Origin of the sequence: Pseudoalteromonas sp. M58, assembly GCF_042604605.1 — a bacterium.
Taxonomy (GTDB): domain Bacteria; phylum Pseudomonadota; class Gammaproteobacteria; order Enterobacterales; family Alteromonadaceae; genus Pseudoalteromonas; species Pseudoalteromonas tetraodonis.
This window is the reverse complement of the sequence record NZ_CP152390.1, coordinates 1862779-1882130: the sequence shown is the minus strand read 5'-3', so window position 1 is coordinate 1882130 and position 19352 is coordinate 1862779. Positions and strand designations below refer to the sequence as shown.

Here is a 19352-nt window from a genome sequence, read left to right as displayed (position 1 = left end):
AAACGAATAAGCTTAAGCGGTTTATCGCGTTAGTTAACCTGCAACAGGGGTGTTACCTGTGGGTATTTTTTTCATACTTTTTATGAGCATATAAATACAGGTGGTAATTAAACAACCACCTAAATAAATAAGCACACCATGGCTTGCATCAGAAAAATGCGTTGCCAACAACGGGCCTAATACAGAGCCAACACTGTAGCTGAGCAGCATTATTTCAGTGGCTGACACTATCTTTGCCATAGGTAACGAGTCGCACGCTAAAGTAATTGCAATCGGATAAAGTGCAAAACTACACGCACCTAATACAAAGTAACTTACAACTAATCCGCCAAAGCTATGCGCGTTTAATATTCCCATTACGCTGGCAGCACCAACAAAACAAAAAATAGCCATAAGTAAGCTTTTTATAATACGGGTTGATAAATAACTCACTAAAGGTTGCACCAGCATGCCACCTAAAATAATCACCGCCATAAGTAAGCCGGTATATTGGGCTTGATCAGTTTGCGCGGCTATATAAATAGGTAATAACCCGTAAATAGGTCCTAGTAATAATCCTGATACTAAACAGCCTAAAATAGCAGGGCGGCTGAGAGTTTTTAACTCTTTAAGTGGCAGCTTTTGTAATTGCTGAGCATTAGGTTGGCCTGTGGTAATTAATAATGGAGCTAAAATAGCCAACGCCAAAAGGGCCACGACAAATAAATACGGTACGGCACCTTCAGTGCCAAGCGGTGTGATTGCTAATTGCCCCACAGCGCTGCCACCATATAAAGAGGTCATATATAAACCTAAGCGTTTAGCTCGCGCCTTAGGTGTATTCGCCATTAACAACCACGACTCAACCACTACAAATACTCCCGCAACAGCAATACCAGCAACAAAGCGAGCAATTAACCACATTGTGGCTGTAGGGGAAATGATCTGCGCAATAACACTGATGATCAGCAACATTAAAAATGCGATAAATGCCATACGGTGGCCAATTTTTACTACCACACGCTCAATACACAGCGCGCCAATAAGTAAACCAAAATAAAAGACGCTGGCAAGCCAAGGCGCAAGATCAATACTTAACTTAAAAGCACTCAGTGATAACGGGATCAGGCTCATTAAAAAGCCCGAAGCAATAGCAAAAAAAGATAAACCAATAACAGGGGCTAAAGGATTATTTGATTTACTATTAGCGGCAAGTTCCACCATTAGATTATTCCGATAAAAAGGGTTTAAATAATTGCTGATTTAGGTGTGATAGTGGCGCGATTATTTGAAGCAGGTTAATTTGGCTGCGAATTTATGCTGCTTTTTATACCAAGTAAAGTGTTTTTTAATTGCTCAATCAAAATAATTTTTAAAATGTTTTTTTACGTAAACTAATCGCTTAATTGCAATCTGATTGTAGAAATAAGTTAGCGTTTTTGTTTTATATTTGTTGATTTTTTAAAGAGGGTGATAACGTAGTAATGGCGGGGCATAGTTAAAAAATAAAAGCCCATGTTGGGCTTTTATTGGTGTTTATTTTAGTGCATGGCAAGCGCAAGCTTATGGTACAAACCAATACCAACAATCACATTAAACGGAAACGTTACCCCTAAAGAGCTGAGCATAGCTAGGCCAATATCAGCCTTGGGAACGGCTGCTTTAATTGCCGCAGGGGCTGCAATATAAGACGCACTAGCCACTAAACTACCGAGTATCACCACCGAGCCTAATTCTAATTTTAATAGTGTGCCTACAGCCACGCCGATAGTACCTAAAAATAGCGGAGTGATAATAGCAAATGCAGCGAGTCTCCAATGCTGCCAAGGAAATGGGCGCAGAGTTTGCGCAGCCACTAAACCCATTTCAAGTAAAAACAATGCCAGTACTACTTTAAAACTACTGGTTAAAAGACTGGTTACTTGACTGCCTTGCTGTGTGCCATACATCATTCCGATGATCACACCGCCAACTAACAAAATCACGCTTTTGTTAGTAAGTGTTTCGTGCCAAAGCGCTTTGAGTGACAGTGTATTACTTTGGCTATGTTGTTTATCGAGTTTACGATAAAGCATTAAACCGACAATAATGGCAGGTAATTCGAGCATCACTAAATACAGTGTAACCTCAGCACCTACCTCTAATTTAGCTGACTCTGCATAAGCCAATGCAACTGCAAAGGTACCTGCGCTTACCGAGCCATAATGCGCGGCAATACTGGCGCTATTAGCCACACTGAGTCTAACAACATATTTTAAAATAGGGTAAAGAGTGAGGGGAATAAGGCCACCGAGTAACATAACCGAGGCCATTTCAGGAAGAAGCTGCCAGCTTAAATTTCCATGCAGCACCATGCCACCTTTTAACCCTATGGTGAGCATTAACAATAGACTTAGCGTGTCATAAGTGGCTTTAGGTATCGCTAAATCAGAACGTAAAATCCCCGCCACTAATCCTAAAATAAAAAACATTACGACGATATCAGGCACACTGTTCTCCTTTTTGTTATTAGTTACTCAATTTGTTAAGCGGCGCTATTGTAAGCCTATCTTTGTATAGCAAATAATAAAATGAATGATAGTATCTTATAGATAAAAATCTATGAGGTGAGTAATGAACATAAGGCAACTATCATTTAGGCTACTCGAAGTCTTTATGAGTGTAGTTAAAACCGGCTCCATTAGCGAAACAGCTCGGCAATTGCATTTAACCCAGCCTACCGTTTCTTTGCAAATTAAGCGCTTACAAGAAACCGTTAATGAGCCTTTAATTGTTATGCAACAGCAAAAATTACAGGTTACCGAGGCTGGCTTACAATTATTTAGAACTTGTGAGCAAGTGTTTGGGCACTTTGATGATTACCAAGACTATTTAGCCGAGGTTAAAGGCGGGGAGCGCGGGCGCTGTAAAATTGCCATGGTAAACACTGCACAATATATTTTGCCTAAGTTACTCGGGCCTTACAGTAATGCCCATCCCTATGTAGAGCTGCCATTGGAAATTGGCAACCGCTCTGCAGTGTTAGCGCGTTTTGAGCGTGGAGAAGACGACATTTATGTGTTTAGCCACCCACCATCACTTGAACATGCCCAAGCCGCGCGTTTTTTACATAACCCCTTGGTCTTTATTGTGCCGCTTGATCATCCGCTTGCCGATGTAAAAGCATTAACATTAGCTGATTTAATGCCATATCGATTTTTATTAAGAGAGCCAGGCTCTGCTACGCGTATGCTTTTTGAAAGCGAATTACAAAGCCGTGGTTTAGTCCTTAGTGATAGTGTGCAAATGGCCAGTAACGAAGCCATACGGGTTGCTGTTTCCTCGGGAATGGGGATTGCGGTGCTTTCTCATCATGTATTACCTAAAGGCGATAACAGTTTTAAAGTGCTCAATGTAACCGACACCTGCTTAGCCAGCCATTGGTATTTTGTAGTGCGCACAGACAGGCATATTTCTCATGCTGCGCGCAGCTTTTTAAAATTTGCCCAGCTGAATTTAGAGCAATATCTCGATAAGCAATGGGTGCGTAATGAGCTAAATGGGCTTAATTTAAAATAAAGAGTTAAAGCGAAGCGAATAACAAATATAAGTTGGTATTAAAGTTGCTGTAGTTATTCACATACAAGTATCTAAATGAAAATAGTTAAAGATAGATATTTTAACGCAAAAATGGATTTGAGCTGATGACATCAATAACCTTTAAAAATCAATACAATACTTATGTTAGTACAATAAATAAACCGGCAAAAGCTGACGAAGTAGCGGCAACTTCTGGCCCTGCGGCAACAGCTAAAACCAGCGATAGCGAACAAACGCAAATCGCAAGCGCTAAGCCACAAGACAAAAGCTTTTTAGAAAATGCGCAAGAGGCGCTTATCTATCAACGATTAGGAGTTGATAAAGAAAAAATTGCTGAGTTAAAAGCAGCAATCGAAGCATTGGCAGAAAAACTTCAAGAGCAAGGTGCTGATATAGACACCATTAAAGAGCAGCTTGCAGAGTTACAAAAAATGCTGGAGCAAGAATACGAAAAAGGCACTGATCGAATGGCCATGCAACCTACGCATGAAAAAGGCAAGCTTGTAACCGCATTAGTTTAGATAACGACACGTTGCAAGCTCATTTACTTCTGATTTTAAATAGATTTTAAGAATTATGCACAAAGAGGGCAAAGAGACGCTGCGCTTTTAGAGCAGTGATCTAAAGCATACTTTTTATGGCTTCTCATTTTCTCCTCATTTAATTCTCTCAGTTCATACTGTTTCTTATGATCAATTTACAAAGAGGGCGAAGAGACGCTGTGCTTTTAAAGTAAGTAGCTGAAATAAATAAACTTTTCTACTCATTTATTCCTCATTCATTTCTATCAGTTTAAATTATTTTTAAGTGATTAATACACAAAGAGAGCGAAGAGACGCTGCGCTTATAGAGCAGTGATCTAAACCATAACTTTCATCTGCAACCAAAAAACCAAGCTTGGGCATATAAAAAGTATCAACATGCCAACACTAAGCAAGTTGCCTTTAAAGAGATTAAAGTCATCAAAAATTCTCTGCCACTTATATTTAAATAAATACCTACCCACAAAAATATCTAAACTAAGCATTATTATTAGCCACATTAAGCCTAATTTAAAACAATCTAGGTAGTTTGTAGGGGCAACCCATGGCAGGGCTAACCAAGCTATAGCAAAAATAATGGCGATGCCTGAGAGTAAACTAAGCGTTTTAGCGCGTCGTTGCCCATATAATCGATGCAGAACTCGCACCCGAATGTTGCCATTAATTATCTCGCCTAAAGCAAGTAATAAGCCTATGGCTAGAGCTTTTAATAACATGATGATTTCCTTATATTACAAGGGCCAACAGTTAAACATTTATTTTAAATAGCTTACATCAATACCCAATTAGAGAGCCATTAGTTAGCCTTTTAATTTATAACCATCGGTATTTGTTGTTATTGTGCGCACTTTTTTATAAGGTGAACTTTGCTTATAAAAATAACAACGGGATCAACCGATGAAAACTCTACAACAACAACTTGGCCAGTATGGCTTGTATCATCGTTCAAAGCGTAACGTATTAACTCACTTTTTTGGTATTCCACTGATTGTATTTGCGGCATTGTGCTTACTCGCGCGTGTTGAAATTCCCATAGGGAGTTTTAATGTCGATGGGGCGCAGCTTTTTGTCCTTGCCAGTGTGGTTTACTATTTTATGCTGAGCTTTTCGCTAGGTTTAATCATGGGCATTATTTTTACTGTATTGTTAGTGGCAGCGCAGCCTATCGCCGCAATGCCCTTTACATCATGGCTGACGATTGGTGTGGGTGTGTTTGTATTTGGCTGGGTGTTACAGTTTATTGGTCATTATTTTGAAGGCAAAAAGCCCGCCTTTGTTGATGATTTAGTGGGTTTAATTATTGGCCCTTTGTATGTCACCGCAGAGCTGTTATTTTTAATGGGCTTTTATAAAAATTTAGAACAGCAAGTTAATGAAATAGCGGGCCCAACTAAAGCATAATCAGTCAAAGACTATAAGGTAAACCATGGATTATAACAATAAAACAGTATGGATCACCGGTGCATCATCAGGTATTGGTGAAGAGCTTGCAAAACAATTTGCAGAGCAAGGTGCGAAGGTTATTTTATCAGCGCGTAACGTTGATAAACTCAACGAGATAAAAGAACAGTTAAAAGGGCAAGGGCATCGGGTAATACCGCTTGATTTATCAAAGCCCGAAATCGTACTGCAGGATGTATCAGCGCAAATAGATAGCTTAGGCCCGATTGATATTTTAATTAATAACGGCGGAATTTCGCAGCGTAGTTTATTTTTAGAAAACGACTTTAAAGTGTACCGCCAACTCATGGAAGTAAATTACTTTGGTTTAATTGCACTCACTAAAGCAGTGCTACCCTCAATGGTGGCGCGAAAAAGTGGTTCTGTAGTGGCTATTAGTAGCGTGGCAGGCAAAGTGGGCTCTAAATTTAGAACGGGTTATTCAGGCAGTAAATACGCTGTAGTAGGCTTTATGGATTGCTTACGCGCCGAAGTCGCGCAGCACAATATACATTGCTTAACTATTTGCCCTGGCTCAATTAAAACAGCAATTGCCCATAATTCATTGAACGAGCAAGGAGAGGCACAAAACAAACCTGAGCCTTCAATAGAAAATGGTATGAATGTAAATGTAGCCGCATCGAAAATGCTCACCGCAATCTATAATAAAAAAGACGAAGTTGTAATAGGCCAAGGGTTGAGTGGTTGGGCACCGTTTATAAAACGGTTTTTCCCTAGTTTATTTAATCGCTTAACCGCCAAGGTAGAATATAAATAGCCTGAGAATTAGTGGACTGTTAGCAAAAATTTAAGTTAAATTTGTGCTGACAGTGTACTTCTATTTTTTAAATAATGGAGACGTTAAAGTTAATGATGCATAGTGTTAAGCTAAGAGTATCTTTATCTGTAACTTTCCTTTTAGATAACAATTCGCTACGAGGCTTTTACTGCTGACTCTTTTGATTTATTGAAGATCACAATAGAAAATATAACTTCTGTTATGCCACCAACAAAAGCACCAATGACGAAGTTAGCATTTAATAATATACAAACTACTCCCGCTAGCATAAGCACAGCACCTAAAAGCCAATAAACTTTTGCACCATATAAAGTATTAAAAATTAAATAACGCACACCCATTGCCAACAGCATTATTGGATAAAACCATTGCAGATGCAGCTTAGAAACATAGAAGGCGAGGAAAAAACCAACAAATAAAATAACGGTACTTTCTAAAGCAAGTTTGCCTAATGGGTTTGTGGAGTCATGTTGTCCAGGGCGCTTAAGTACTTTTGATAGCAACATAGCCAGCGGGTGTATAAACATACCACCAATAAACAGGGTAAGCATACTCGCTTTAGTTGAATACAGTACTGCAATTAAACCAGCAAAACACCAAACTAACCCAGAAATAACAACACCTGTTGCGCCACCAAAATAGGCGAGATCCATGTCTTTTTGTGCTTGCTTAAATTCCATAAATACCCCGTGACCTAAAAGTGGATATCCCTCAAACAGAGGAAAGTAATTATTGGTTAATAATTCCACTAATTAACTTTAATGTAAACAACTGATTATGCGAGAAATAAAATGGCTTTTGAGTGTCGCACCAATAGGGCTGTAATAACGTGATGGGGGAAATGCAAAGTGAACTTATAAGAAGTGTATCTAATTTTACTTAGTTGGATAAATGTTTATCGAAGTTATTTAGTCTGGGAAATACAAACCCCGCACTGTTAATGCGGGGGATAGGTTTAAACTCATTTGGTTAAATGTTTACTGGGCTTTTTTGGCTTCGAGCGCTTCTATTTCATTCCAAATTTTTTCAGCCTCGTCGGTTAACATAGCGTAGCTTTTTATATCGCCTTTTCTTTGCGCTTGCATGCCTTGTTCTAATTTTGCGTCGTATTCTTTACGTAATTTTTTGATTGGATCTGGCTTTAAAAATGAAAACATCAACACCCTCGTTGTTTATTAGCTAATTACAGAAACAATACGCAGTGAAGACGCAAAAAGTTTGCTGTTACTGTAATTAGCTTATTAAAAGATTATTGTGGGTCAAGGCGCATAATGCCTTGGCCGTCCAATCCTAAGTAAATAGTGCCATCATCACTTTGTGCTAGACTGCGAATACGACCAATGCCTTCCAGTAATTTACTTTGTTTAACGACATTGCCATCTGCTATTTCAAGTACGCTAATAAACGCGTATTTCATTGAAGCGAGTAAAAATTTTCCTTTAAGCTCAGGATACTTGTCACCTTTTACGAGCAGCATGTCTGAAGGAGCAATAGAGGGTGTCCATTGTAATGTGGGCGCTTGCATGCCTGATTTTTCGGTTAAATCGGTAAACGAGGTGCCACTGTAGTTAATACCATAGCTTACCACTGGCCAGCCGTAGTTAGTTTTAGGCTTAATCATATTAAGCTCATCGCCGCCACGGGGGCCGTGTTCGTGTGCCCAAAATACATTATTTTCACCATCGAACCACATGCCTTGTGGGTTACGATGCCCGTAAGACCAAATCGCTGATTTTGCGTCTTTTTGTTTTACAAATGGGTTGTCGGTTGGAATTTTACCATCGTCGTGTAAACGATAAATTTTACCGCCATCGCGGCTTAAATCTTGTGGGTTAATATCTCGCGAGCCGCGATCGCCAATCGAAAAATACACATAATTTTGGTTATCAAACACAATACGGCTGCCGTAGTGCTGGCCTTTTTTAGAATTATGCTCGCCTTTGTATAATTGTTGTGGCTCGCTTAATTGGCTGTGATCGTTACTTAATTTTGCGCGCATAAGTGCGGTGTTACTGCCAGCACCGTCACCTTCACTGCTTGAGTAAGTGATATACAGCCATTGATTATTAGCAAAATCAGGATGCAGCTCTAAATCAAGTAGGCCGCCTTGGCCGTTGGCATCAATTTTAGGTAGCCCAGAAATTTTAGTTAAGCTGGTGGTATTTTTACGCAATAAATATAAGGTGCCACTGCGCTCGGTTATTAATAAATCACCGTTTGGTAGAGCCTCAATAGCCCAGGGAATAGAAATCCCTTGGGCAACAGTGACCGGTTTTACATTAAGCGCTAATTTATCCAGTTCTTTAAAATCAACTGCATGAGCACTAAGGCTGGTAAGCGCCGAAAATGCCAATGCACAACTGGCTGTGGCGAGTGTAGAAAATTTTTTACGCGTTGTTACTTTGTTCATAATGGCTTCCAAAATTAACTAAATTTTAACTACCTTAGCACGCTATTGATCACAGTGTTAAGTATTTGGGATGAATGAAATTGCACACTATTTAACCGCTTTAATGTTGGTTTTTAGCTTAATGAGCTTGTTTATGTCCCTCAGGTGTTTAACTAACTTTACGGGTATAGGAATTAAAGACCGCTTTAAAAAAATTGAATAATTACCCTATTAGGGTTGAAATTTAAAAATTCGAGCGTACACTTGTGCGCTGAAAGTTGAGCTTACACGTGTAGGCTCAAATATTTAAAGCCCAGCACATGTGTTTGCTTGAATTCGCTTAACACAAAGTGATGGGTAGTCGATTTAAGTAGAGAATTAATCACCATGTTAACTTCGGTATTAGACCAATTTTCAAAATGGTTTTTACACCATCAAAGCTTTGCCGCTTACATAGAGCCTTTAATACAGGTCGTTAAACCTGCATGGCGAGCCGGCTTTTTTCGTGCGCAAATTGTTGATGTACACGCGTTGAGTGGTCAGTTTTTAAGTGTAACGCTTAAACCCAATAAACAGTGGCGCGCCCACATTGCGGGCCAGCATATTAGTTTAACGCTTGAGCTCAACGGGCGTTTGCTTACCCGTTTATTTACGCTTGCTTGCAGCCCCGCGCAATACAAAGCAACCGGATTGCTGCGAGTTTTAATTAAAACCAATGAGCAAGGACGTTTTACAGCTCAGTTGCAAAGCACATTAAAGGCGCCGTCGTGGTGTAATATTTCTGCGCCAAGTGGCGACTTTGTATTTAAAAGCTGGCATAAAGCCAGCACCTTTGTTGCTGGTGGCTCAGGTATTACACCTATGCTGGCAATGCTTAGCCAGCAATTAGCAAATACTCAGCACACCATCAAATTACTGTATTTTGCAAAAGCTAATGAGCACCAATGCGTTGAAGAACTTGCCGCATTAGCAGAGCGTTATGCGCATTTTTCTTACTTGTTACTCACTCGCGATATGAGCCCGCAATTAACTACGCATATAAACATCGATGACAATCCTGATATTTACTGCTGTGGGCCAGCAGCGTTTATGCAAAAAATTGCACATTTTGCAAACCAGCATCATTTAACCTATTACCAAGAAGCCTTTAGCCTTGCATTGCCAAGCTTAAATGATGACAGTCAATTTACTGTAAAAATTAATAATGATCACCACGACGTAGCAGCGAATGAGGTGTTGTTAACTCAGTTTGAGGCAAAAAAACTACCTGTGCAGCGAGGGTGTGGGATTGGTATTTGTCATCAATGCCAGTGCATTAAAAAAACGGGCGTGGTGCGCAATTTAAAAACCGGTGAGTTATCAGATAACGGCGAGCAGTTAATTCAACTGTGTGTTAGCCAAGCGGTCAGTGATTTGGAGTTACAGCTATGACAACCATAAATTATCAACAATTAGCCGAAGATTTAGATGGCATAAAAATGTCGACGCTTGCCAAAGTAGGGCAAAAGGATGCTAATTATATACGCTCTATTGTCCGCAAGCAGCGACTGTGCGAAATAGGTGGGCGCATTTTATTAATGCTTGGTTTTATTCAGCCCTTACTTTGGGTGGCGGGTGTGTTATTACTGGCTTTGGCTAAAATTCTCGACAACATGGAAATTGGCCACAATGTAATGCATGGTCAATACGATTGGATGAACGACAAACAGCTTAATTCAAAAATATACGAGTGGGATATAGCCTGCGACGGCCAAAGTTGGAACCGAGTACACAATTTTGAGCACCATACTTACACTAATATTATTGGCAAAGACCGCGATTTTGGTTATGGCTTATTAAGATTAAGTAATGACTTTAAATGGCGTTTAAAAAATACTTGGCAGTTTATTACCTATTTAAATTTAAGTGTGCTATTTCAGTGGGGCGTGTCGTACCATCAGCTGGCGGGTGAGCGTGTGTTTATAGGTAAAAAGAAGCCAAACCGCAAAGGGGCTGTAGCGCATAGTACGTTAAAAAAACGCTTTTTTAGTAAAGGGGCGCGCCAATTAATTAAAGACTATGTGCTGTTTCCACTTTTAGCGGGGCCTCTGTTTTTATGGGTGCTAAGCGGTAACTTATTGGCGAACCTAATTCGTAATTTATGGACATCAACCATTATTTTTTGTGGCCATTTTACCGAGCAAACGCATACCTTTTACGAGCAAGATTGTGAAAACGAAAGCCAAGGTCAGTGGTATTATCGCCAAGCGCTTGGGTCGTCAAACATTAAAGGGGCGCGTTGGTTTCATATTTTAACGGGGCATTTAAGTTTTCAAATTGAACACCATTTATTTCCAGACTTGCCATCGTCACGCTACCAAGAAATAGCACCACAAGTGCAAGCTGCTTTACAAAAGCAGGGCATTGCATACAACACCGGCGGTTTTTTTCACCAATATACCTCGGTGTTAAAACGTATATTTCGTTATTCATTTAAATAGAGGTTAATAAAATAGCCGCTACTATAATGTATGCATTAAATAATCAGCTAACCTTAAATTGTTAGCTGATTATTGCATTAAAGAGTTAGCAAGTGCTTTTTTGATTAAATAATCATCAGTACATGCAAAAAATTCGTCTAATTAATTTAAAAACAGCCTGTTTTGCTATGGTTAAATAGTAGCGGGTTGTCATACAATGGAGAAAAATAGACCACACAAGAGAGAATAAAAATGGCCGCATTTGGTACTGTGTTTATGCCGCAGATGATTCAAGCTAAGTTTTCTGACAATCAGTGGGGCGAAAGCTCAATTGTTCCTTGCGATAAGCTTGAGTTGCATGCAGGTGCACACGTTCTTCATTATTCAAGTACATGTTTTGAAGGTTTAAAAGCCTTTCGCCATGAAGATGGTTCGGTAAATATTTTTAGAATGGATGCAAATATTGCGCGTATGCAGCAAAGTTCTGAATTATTAAGTTTACCAGCGGTTGATGGCGAGATGCTAAAAACAATGATCATCGATATTGTTCGTGAATACGCCGATGAAACGCCGCTTCCTCCTGGTTCTATGTATATTCGCCCAACCCACATTGGTACTGAAGCTGCCATTGGCAAAGCGGCTGCACCTTCAATGAGCTCATTGCTTTATACGTTATTATCGCCAGTGGGTGACTACTTTTCAGGTGGTGCTACCGCGTTACGTGTTTTATTAGAAGAAGACGGCATGCGCTGTGCCCCGCATATGGGTATGATTAAAAGCGGTGGTAACTATGCTAGCGCGCTTGGCCCAATATCAGCAGCGCGCACTAAATATAAAGCCGACCAAATTTTATTTTGCCCAGGTGGCGATGTGCAAGAAACCGGCGCGGCCAACTTCATATTAATTGATGGCAACGAAATCATTACTAAAGCACTCGACAGCACCTTTTTACATGGTGTTACTCGTAATAGTATTTTAACCATTGCGAAAGATTTAGGAATGACGGTAAGCGAGCGTAACTTTACCGTAACTGAGCTTTTAGAGCGTTCAGCAAAACCAGGCACTGAAGCAGCACTTTCAGGCACTGCAGCAGTATTAACACCAGTAGGTACGTTTATCCATAACGATAAAGAATACAAAGTGGGTAATGGTGAACCAGGACCAACAACAGCACGTTTACGTCAAGCATTGAACGATATTCAATGGGGTAAAAGTGAAGATACACACGGTTGGTTAACTAAAATCTAATCGGGTTCAAATTCATTAAAAAGCCACACTAAATAGTGTGGCTTTTTGTTTTTAGCTGCAGCTTAAAATTTCATTTCAACTTTGCCGTAAACATAGCGGCCATTAAAACCAAATGGCGAAAAGCCCGAGTAAGAGAACAAACGAGAGAAAGTGGTTACATCGCTCACTAAATCACGCGTTGGATCTGGGTATACATCAAACACATTATTCGCGCCTAAGCTCAGAGTAATGTTGTTATTAAGTGCATAGGCAACATCTAAGTCGGTGATCCACTTTGGCTTGAGCACTTCGTTACGCTCTGGAATTTCTGATGGGTCTTGTGTTTCACCATAGCGAGTGCCGCGAAGTGTGGTACGCCATTCGTTTAGTGTCCATGTAGCGCTTAGGTTGTATTTATTACGCGGGGTACTTACTTCAAAACGACGCAGTTCATTACCCGAGAACAAATTATCTTGTTCAACACCTACGCTTTGTAGCTCAGCGGGTGGGGCAATAATATTAGTCACTTCGTTTTTGCCGTAGTTATAGCCTAAATTAAACGCTACATCACCGTAGTTATCGGTCATTAGGTTGTAAGAGGCAACCACATCAACGCCACGGGTTTTGCTATCAATCGCGTTTAAGAAAAACCGCCCTTGGTTAGCTCCAGTGCCCTCAAGTAAGCTTGCTACACCTGCACCCGACAGGTTATTTGATAACACAATACGGTCATCAATTAATATTTGGTAATAATCCACAGATAAGCTGAAATTAAAGTCGGTTGACCAGGTAATACCTACCCCGTAGTTGGTGGCTTCTTCTGCATCTAAGCCCGGTGATCCCAATGCAACGGCTACATCACTGCTTGGGGCAAACGTCCCTGTTTGTGTTGGAATACCATCAACAAACACGGTGGCCACTGAAGTAAAATATTGCTGTTGCAGAGAGGGCGCTCTAAAGCCGGTTGATACAGAGCCGCGTAATGCTAAATCTTCTGTTAGCGTATAACGGGTGGCAATTTTACCATTAAGCGTATCGCCAAAGTCAGAGTAGTCTTCATAACGCGCTGCGACGGCAACGTTCCAGTTATCTGTAATAAAGGCTTCTAAATCAACGTAAAGGCTAACATTATGGCGGCTGTTATCACCCGCAGACTCAGGTGTGAAACCTGGGAATACTTGCGAACCTGCAGAGCCAAATGGGCCATTAACTGGGTCGGTTACTGCGCCACCAGGGCCAAAAGTGCCTTGTGCGTATGAGGCTTCTTCGCCTGCCTGAATTTCGTAGCCTTCACGACGATACTCAGCACCCACTGCGACGTTAATTCCGCTAGCTAAAAAGTCAGCATCAATCTCGCGGCTAAAATCAAGGTTAATAGTCAGCTGATCGTAGGTAAGTGTACCGGCATCAAAACTGGTTTGACTGCTAGGCCCATATGAGGTGTTTAAGCTATCAATAACACCAAAGTTAAAGGCATCTTTGCCGTATACAGCAGAAGCGTCGTAATTCCATTCATTAGCAAAACCTTTTACGCCAAGTGCTAACGAAAAATCGTCAATATCTGAGGTGATCACCGGTAAAAAGCCATCAGGATAAATATCTGTTACGTTACGGCTGTCTTGTGCGCGACGATAAAAACCTCCGCCTTCGCCTTCACGCTTGCTGTAAGAGCCAAACGAGTAGAGCTCGGCATCGTTAGTTAATTGATAACCGGCATTATAAAACAGCGCGAAGTCTTCAACGGTGCCATTGCCAAAGTTATGATTGTAACGATCCCATGTGAACTCACGCGGATCAAGAGAGCCATCAGGTAGGCGGGCGTAATTTTCGCGCTGGTCATAATCAGAGCGATTCGTTGAGCTACGGTCGCGATATTCAGTAGAAATACTTAAAAAGCCGTTATCGCCCAATTCAAACCCCATATTACCTTGCAGGGTTAACGTTTGGCCGTCGGTAAGCGAGCGGTCGCTGCCTTCACTAAAGGCTAAGTTGCCATTGGCATCTTCAGAAACGGATTCTAGTTGAGGCACACCCTGCATTTCGGTGATGTTTGCTCCATATACAGCACCTAGGCTGCCGCCACTGCTATTACTTTTAAGGACAATATTAATCACACCGGCAATGGCGTCTGAGCCATATTGCGCAGCGGCACCATCGCGCAATACTTCTATTCGCTCAATGGCATTGGCTGGAATAGCGTTTAAATCAACCGATGATGACCCACGACCGGTTGAACCATTTAAATTAAGCAGTGCATTACTATGGCGACGTTTACCATTTACGAGCACTAAGGTGTGATCAGGTGCTAAGCCACGCAGTTGAGCGGGGCGCACATGGTCGCTGCCATCGGTGATTGATGGCTGAGGGAAATTAAAGCTTGGTAATAAAGTGCTCAGTAGTGCATTGGTTTCAGTTTGCCCTGAACTTTTTAGGGCATCACCGCTAATGATATCAATCGGAACTGGGCTGTCTTCAACTGTGCGGCCGAGTCGGCGAGAGCCAATTACACTAATTTGTTCAATATTTTCTTCTGCTTGTGTTTCTTGCTGTGCGGCATTTACCGACCACGAGCCAAGTAGTGCAGCGGCAACACTGAGTGTAATGGTTTTTTTTGCTGTAAATAGCTGTTTTAGTTGCATGATTAGTTTCCCTCATTCAATGCTCTACAGGTAATTCAATTATTAATGAACTAATTGAAATTTCTGTTGTCAAGGTAGACCATTTTTACAACCAAGGTCAATTGAATTACATTCAATCTACAATTTATTTACAGCGGCAGGTGGACTATTTGAGTAGCCTGTAGCGTAAGTCGCCATTTACCATTTTATTTTACCTGTGAGCATATCTTTAAACATTACCCAATCGCCCCATAAACTATATAACGGGTGCTTAAATGTAGCAGGGCGGTTTTTTTCAAAAAAGAAATGCCCAACCCACGCAAAGCCATAACCAATCACTGGTAATAACCATAACAACATAAGTTGTGAGCTAAAAAACGCATAGCCTGCCAGTAACAGTACTAAACTACTGCCTATAAAATGCAATCTACGGCAGGTTTGATTTCGATGCTCTTTTAAGTAATAAGGGTAAAAGCGTTTAAAGCTTTTAAAGGATTGGGTTTCTGTCATTACTTAGCCTATTGATGTTTAAACGTTGTTAATTAATGTATTTAAGCGTAACTAAGCGCAGGTTAACAGCGATAAATGGCGTTTACCGCATCTTAATAGACAAAAGCAGGAAAAGTTAATAACTTAGAGTGATTATCAACAAGGAACTAAAATAACAATGCTAAAAAAAACACTGACCTGTGCGGTTGTAATCGCACTTGCGGGTTGTTCACAACCTGCAGAAAACACCTCTCAAAATGAAGTAAAAACAGCAATGAAAGCAGTTAACTCTCTAGATTACCCTGAAACTAAAAAAGGCACAGTGGTTGACACTTACTTTGGTGAAAATGTGGCTGATCCGTATCGTTGGTTAGAAGATGATATGAGTGATGAAACGGCTCAATGGGTTAAAACACAAAATAACCTAACCTTTTCATATTTAGAGCAAATACCGTACAGAGATACGTTAAAGCAGCGCCTTGAAAAGTTAATGAACTACGAAAAAATCAGCGCGCCGTTCACCGAAGGTGATTACACCTATTTTTACAAAAATGATGGCCTGCAAAATCAGTACGTTTTATACCGCAGTAAAGACGGCGGCGAGGCTGAGATTTTCTTAGATCCTAATACCTTTAGTGAAGATGGTACCACTTCAATGTCGGGCTTATCATTTTCAGAAGACGGCTCATTGTTAGCATACCAAATATCGGAAGGTGGCAGTGATTGGCGTAAAATCATTGTTATAGACACCGAAACCAAAGAGCAAGTAGAGCAAGCACTGGTTGATGTTAAATTTAGTGGCGTGAGTTGGTTGGCAAATGATGGTTTTTATTATTCAAGCTACGACAAACCAGAAGGCAGTGAGCTTTCTGCAAAAACTGATCAACATAAAGTGTACTACCATAAATTAGGCCAAGCCCAAAGCGAGGATACGCTAGTATTTGGCGATACCGCTGAGCAAAAACACCGTTATGTGGGCGCCAAAGCGACCAAAGATGGCCGCTATTTGTTTATTACTGCTAGCGTATCGACCTCAGGTAATAAATTATTTATTAAAGATTTAACTAAGCCAGATAGCGAGTTTGTTACCGTAGTGGGTAATACCGACTCTGATACCAGCGTGATTGATAACGAAGGTAGCAAGCTATTTTTGGTTACTAACTTAAATGCTCCAAATAAAAAAGTAGTGACGGTTGATGCAAGCAACCCGCAACCTGAAAACTGGCAAGACTTTATTCCAGAAACTGAAAACGTACTCAATGTAACGCTTGGCGGTAACACATTCTTTGCCAACTACATGGTTGATGCTATTTCTAAAGTGAAGCAGTATAACAAGCAGGGCGAATTGATCCGTGATATAAGTTTACCAGGCGTTGGTACGGCGGGTGGTTTTGGCGGTAAAAAAGAGCAAACTACGCTTTATTACTCATTTACTAACTACAAAACACCTGGCACGACTTACAGTTTTGACGTACAAAGTGGTGAGTCTAAAGTATATCGTAAGTCAGGGATTGATTTTAATAGCGACAACTACACCTCTGAGCAAGTATTTTATACCTCTAAAGATGGCACTAAAGTACCGATGATTATTACTTACAAAAGTGATATTAAATTAGACGGTAGCAACCCAACTATTTTATATGGCTATGGTGGCTTTAATATAAGCTTAACACCTCGCTTTAGTTCAACAACAGCAGCTTGGCTTGAGCAAGGCGGCGTATACGCAGTGGCAAACATTCGTGGTGGCGGTGAGTATGGTAAAGAGTGGCATAAAGCAGGTACGCAATTGCAAAAGCAAAACGTATTTGACGACTTTATTGCCGCCGCACAATACTTACAAGATAAAAAATACACCTCTAAAAAGCGCCTAGCACTGCGAGGTGGTTCAAACGGCGGGTTATTAGTCGGTGCCGTAATGACCCAGCGACCTGACTTATTTCAAGTGGCGTTACCTGCGGTAGGCGTACTCGATATGCTGCGTTATCATACTTTTACAGCGGGTGCTGGCTGGGCATACGATTACGGTACTAGCGACCAAAGTAAAGAAATGTTTGATTACTTAAAAGGCTACTCGCCAATTCATAATGTAAAAGCAGGGGTTGAATATCCGGCGACTATGATCACTACAGGCGATCATGATGACCGCGTTGTACCGTCGCATTCATTTAAATTTGCAGCAGAGCTTCAAGCGAAGCAAGCGGGTACTAACCCAACGCTTATTCGTATTGAAACCAATGCAGGCCATGGTGCAGGTACACCAACCAGTAAAATTATTGATCTTTATGCCGACATGTACGGTTTTACGCTATACAACATGGGCATTAAATCACTTTAATGTGACTTTATAAGCTAACGAAAAGCCGAGTTACTTAAGTGACTCGGCTTTTTTTATGCTCACTACTTTATTGTATGGGTGAGAACAACCGTTGATAAGTTTTATAAGCGTATTCGTCACTCATACCGCTTAAGTAGTCACAAATAATTCGCATGCCTTGATGGTGTTTTTCGGCTTCTAGGTAAAGTGCTTGCGTGGTTTCGGGTAATAACCGCATTGGATCGCTGGCAAATGCGGTAAACAGTTCAATAAGCAGGTTCTGCCCTTTAAATTCTATTTGCTGCATTTGAGGGTCGCGTATCAAGCGTTGAAACACAAAATGTTTAAGTATTTGTAATACGCTTTCGTATTGCTGATCTAATTTGGCGGTGTGCTTTAAAATAGGGCATTCAAAGGCATCGTTTTGTATGTCTAAATGAATATGAATAATAAAGGTATTTACTAATTCACCAATGGCATCTTTGCGTTCATGTTCGTGCTTTGAAAATAATCGCTCTGTAAGTGATTTAAGTAGCGTATTTAACCAATCATAGTTGAGTGCTTGTAAGTGCGGCAATGCATGGGTTAACCAATCGTCTAGGCTTAACACATCGGTGGCTATGGCATCTTCAAGGTCGTGTACGGCATAGGCAATGTCATCAGCCAGTTCCATAATGGCACTATCGAGAGATTTATAGCGTGTTTTAGCTCGGTATGAATCTACAATATTTTGGCTGGTTAATAATGCTTTATCGTTTTGACTCAGTGGTTCAATGATCCAATTAAATATAGGTGCATCGTCATTGTAAATACCTTTAGCAGGTCGCCAGTCGTCGGCTTTTATAAACGCGCGTTGTTTATCTACTTTGGGAATGTTGTACCACAACTGATCGATAAAACCAGGGTACTTTATAAACCCTAATAATGTGCGCCTTGTTAAGTTCATGCCATAGCCATTACTATAAGGCTCTAGTTTGGCGACTATTCGTAGCGTTTGTGCGTTACCTTCAAACCCGCCATGATCACGCATCATGTAGTTAAGTGCAATTTCTCCGCCGTGCCCAAAGGGGGGATGGCCGATGTCGTGCGCTAAACATAAGGTTTCGAGTAATCCGGTTGATGGAAAATGTTCAAAACGAGGGTGCTGGGCTTTTAAGTGACGTAATATGCCCGTGCCTATTTGCGATACTTCTAAAGAATGGGTAAGACGTGTGCGATAAAAGTCATTTAAACCAATACCCATTATTTGAGTTTTGGCTTGAAGGCGTCTAAATGCTGCAGCATGAATAATTCGAGAGCGGTCTATTTGCCAAGGAGAGCGGTTATCGTTTGGGCGGTGCTTATATTGTTCAATTATTCTATTTTGCCACTGTTTATCCATGTCACAACCTATCTCTATATCTACGACTTTAACGCTTAGTATATTATAAATAACTCACAATAGGCGTATGAATTTTATTCAGTTGTTCGGTATTCGCGTTTATAAAGTGGCTTAGGTATAATGAGTGTTCGTATGT

The 19352-nt window shown here is 40.7% G+C and carries 17 protein-coding genes; 8 read left to right on the top strand and 9 right to left on the bottom strand.

The window, feature by feature from the left end:
* Positions 1 to 33: 33 nt before the first annotated feature.
* Complete coding sequence (locus AAGD16_RS08670) at positions 34 to 1203, bottom strand: MFS transporter (RefSeq protein WP_128583790.1); 1170 nt, start codon at positions 1201 to 1203, stop codon at positions 34 to 36.
* Positions 1204 to 1520: 317 nt separating this feature from the next.
* The gene (locus AAGD16_RS08665) at positions 1521 to 2468 is read right to left on the bottom strand and encodes a sodium-dependent bicarbonate transport family permease (protein WP_024603122.1); all 948 of its coding nucleotides are present in this window, start codon (positions 2466 to 2468) and stop codon (positions 1521 to 1523) included.
* A gap of 124 nt (positions 2469 to 2592) precedes the next feature.
* Here AAGD16_RS08665 and AAGD16_RS08660 point away from each other — a divergent pair, with 124 nt between their 5' ends.
* On the top strand, positions 2593 to 3537 hold the full coding sequence (locus tag AAGD16_RS08660) for a LysR family transcriptional regulator (protein WP_290191061.1): 945 nt from the start codon (positions 2593 to 2595) through the stop codon (positions 3535 to 3537).
* Between the two features lie 125 nt (positions 3538 to 3662).
* Positions 3663 to 4079, top strand: a complete 417-nt coding sequence (locus AAGD16_RS08655) for a hypothetical protein (protein WP_350314482.1) — start codon at positions 3663 to 3665, stop codon at positions 4077 to 4079.
* A 338-nt stretch (positions 4080 to 4417) separates the two neighbouring features.
* On the opposite strand, the gene AAGD16_RS08650 is transcribed toward AAGD16_RS08655, so the two are convergent.
* Positions 4418 to 4816 (bottom strand): hypothetical protein, encoded by a 399-nt coding sequence (locus AAGD16_RS08650; protein ID WP_013465114.1) that lies wholly within the window; start codon positions 4814 to 4816, stop codon positions 4418 to 4420.
* 181 nt (positions 4817 to 4997) lie between these two features.
* Here AAGD16_RS08650 and AAGD16_RS08645 point away from each other — a divergent pair, with 181 nt between their 5' ends.
* A complete protein-coding gene (locus AAGD16_RS08645; protein ID WP_290191059.1) occupies positions 4998 to 5501 on the top strand; it encodes a DUF962 domain-containing protein in 504 nt (167 codons plus the stop codon).
* Positions 5502 to 5526: 25 nt separating this feature from the next.
* Complete coding sequence (locus AAGD16_RS08640; RefSeq protein ID WP_290191058.1) at positions 5527 to 6318, top strand: SDR family oxidoreductase; 792 nt, start codon at positions 5527 to 5529, stop codon at positions 6316 to 6318.
* Positions 6319 to 6473: 155 nt separating this feature from the next.
* Here the strand turns inward: AAGD16_RS08640 and AAGD16_RS08635 are convergent, their stop codons facing one another.
* The 3 genes from AAGD16_RS08635 to AAGD16_RS08625 form a co-directional block, all read right to left on the bottom strand.
* On the bottom strand, positions 6474 to 7088 hold the full coding sequence (locus AAGD16_RS08635; protein WP_290191057.1) for a DUF7010 family protein: 615 nt from the start codon (positions 7086 to 7088) through the stop codon (positions 6474 to 6476).
* 228 nt (positions 7089 to 7316) lie between these two features.
* Positions 7317 to 7496, bottom strand: coding sequence for a DUF6435 family protein (locus tag AAGD16_RS08630; RefSeq protein WP_024603117.1), 180 nt, complete (start codon positions 7494 to 7496; stop codon positions 7317 to 7319).
* Between the two features lie 92 nt (positions 7497 to 7588).
* On the bottom strand, positions 7589 to 8749 hold the full coding sequence (locus AAGD16_RS08625) for a PQQ-dependent sugar dehydrogenase (protein WP_290191056.1): 1161 nt from the start codon (positions 8747 to 8749) through the stop codon (positions 7589 to 7591).
* 366 nt (positions 8750 to 9115) lie between these two features.
* Between AAGD16_RS08625 and AAGD16_RS08620 the strand changes: the two genes are divergently transcribed.
* From AAGD16_RS08620 to AAGD16_RS08610, 3 genes are all read left to right on the top strand, one after another.
* The gene (locus tag AAGD16_RS08620) at positions 9116 to 10159 is read left to right on the top strand and encodes a flavin reductase family protein (RefSeq protein ID WP_290191055.1); all 1044 of its coding nucleotides are present in this window, start codon (positions 9116 to 9118) and stop codon (positions 10157 to 10159) included.
* Positions 10156 to 11208, top strand: coding sequence for a fatty acid desaturase family protein (locus AAGD16_RS08615; protein ID WP_377111267.1), 1053 nt, complete (start codon positions 10156 to 10158; stop codon positions 11206 to 11208). Before AAGD16_RS08620 ends, AAGD16_RS08615 begins: the two co-directional genes overlap by 4 nt.
* A gap of 231 nt (positions 11209 to 11439) precedes the next feature.
* Entirely contained in the window at positions 11440 to 12435 is a 996-nt protein-coding gene (locus AAGD16_RS08610; RefSeq protein ID WP_377111265.1) for a branched-chain amino acid aminotransferase, read from the top strand.
* Between the two features lie 62 nt (positions 12436 to 12497).
* Here AAGD16_RS08610 and AAGD16_RS08605 read toward each other — a convergent pair whose 3' ends face one another.
* Positions 12498 to 15053, bottom strand: a complete 2556-nt coding sequence (locus AAGD16_RS08605; protein ID WP_350314484.1) for a TonB-dependent receptor — start codon at positions 15051 to 15053, stop codon at positions 12498 to 12500.
* Positions 15054 to 15230: 177 nt separating this feature from the next.
* Positions 15231 to 15542: a DUF962 domain-containing protein gene (locus AAGD16_RS08600; protein ID WP_013465102.1), complete on the bottom strand. Its 312-nt coding sequence runs from the start codon at positions 15540 to 15542 to the stop codon at positions 15231 to 15233.
* A 157-nt stretch (positions 15543 to 15699) separates the two neighbouring features.
* Here AAGD16_RS08600 and AAGD16_RS08595 point away from each other — a divergent pair, with 157 nt between their 5' ends.
* Positions 15700 to 17856: a prolyl oligopeptidase family protein gene (locus AAGD16_RS08595; RefSeq protein WP_138686463.1), complete on the top strand. Its 2157-nt coding sequence runs from the start codon at positions 15700 to 15702 to the stop codon at positions 17854 to 17856.
* A 67-nt stretch (positions 17857 to 17923) separates the two neighbouring features.
* On the opposite strand, the gene AAGD16_RS08590 is transcribed toward AAGD16_RS08595, so the two are convergent.
* Complete coding sequence (locus AAGD16_RS08590; RefSeq protein WP_013465100.1) at positions 17924 to 19216, bottom strand: anti-phage deoxyguanosine triphosphatase; 1293 nt, start codon at positions 19214 to 19216, stop codon at positions 17924 to 17926.
* Positions 19217 to 19352 lie beyond the last annotated feature (136 nt).

Excerpts from the sequence above, each read along its gene's own strand:
- AAGD16_RS08660 (WP_290191061.1), top strand. The coding sequence starts at position 2,593 with ATGAACATAAGGCAACTATCATTTAGGCTACTCGAAGTCTTTATGAGT.
- AAGD16_RS08625 (WP_290191056.1), bottom strand. The coding sequence starts at position 8,749 with ATGAACAAAGTAACAACGCGTAAAAAATTTTCTACACTCGCCACAGCC.
- AAGD16_RS08655 (WP_350314482.1), top strand. The coding sequence starts at position 3,663 with ATGACATCAATAACCTTTAAAAATCAATACAATACTTATGTTAGTACA.
- AAGD16_RS08615 (WP_377111267.1), top strand. The coding sequence starts at position 10,156 with ATGACAACCATAAATTATCAACAATTAGCCGAAGATTTAGATGGCATA.
- AAGD16_RS08630 (WP_024603117.1), bottom strand. The coding sequence starts at position 7,496 with ATGTTTTCATTTTTAAAGCCAGATCCAATCAAAAAATTACGTAAAGAA.
- AAGD16_RS08670 (WP_128583790.1), bottom strand. The coding sequence starts at position 1,203 with ATGGTGGAACTTGCCGCTAATAGTAAATCAAATAATCCTTTAGCCCCT.
- AAGD16_RS08610 (WP_377111265.1), top strand. The coding sequence starts at position 11,440 with ATGGCCGCATTTGGTACTGTGTTTATGCCGCAGATGATTCAAGCTAAG.
- AAGD16_RS08645 (WP_290191059.1), top strand. The coding sequence starts at position 4,998 with ATGAAAACTCTACAACAACAACTTGGCCAGTATGGCTTGTATCATCGT.
- AAGD16_RS08640 (WP_290191058.1), top strand. The coding sequence starts at position 5,527 with ATGGATTATAACAATAAAACAGTATGGATCACCGGTGCATCATCAGGT.
- AAGD16_RS08605 (WP_350314484.1), bottom strand. The coding sequence starts at position 15,053 with ATGCAACTAAAACAGCTATTTACAGCAAAAAAAACCATTACACTCAGT.
- AAGD16_RS08620 (WP_290191055.1), top strand. The coding sequence starts at position 9,116 with ATGTTAACTTCGGTATTAGACCAATTTTCAAAATGGTTTTTACACCAT.
- AAGD16_RS08590 (WP_013465100.1), bottom strand. The coding sequence starts at position 19,216 with ATGGATAAACAGTGGCAAAATAGAATAATTGAACAATATAAGCACCGC.
- AAGD16_RS08650 (WP_013465114.1), bottom strand. The coding sequence starts at position 4,816 with ATGTTATTAAAAGCTCTAGCCATAGGCTTATTACTTGCTTTAGGCGAG.
- AAGD16_RS08595 (WP_138686463.1), top strand. The coding sequence starts at position 15,700 with ATGCTAAAAAAAACACTGACCTGTGCGGTTGTAATCGCACTTGCGGGT.
- AAGD16_RS08600 (WP_013465102.1), bottom strand. The coding sequence starts at position 15,542 with ATGACAGAAACCCAATCCTTTAAAAGCTTTAAACGCTTTTACCCTTAT.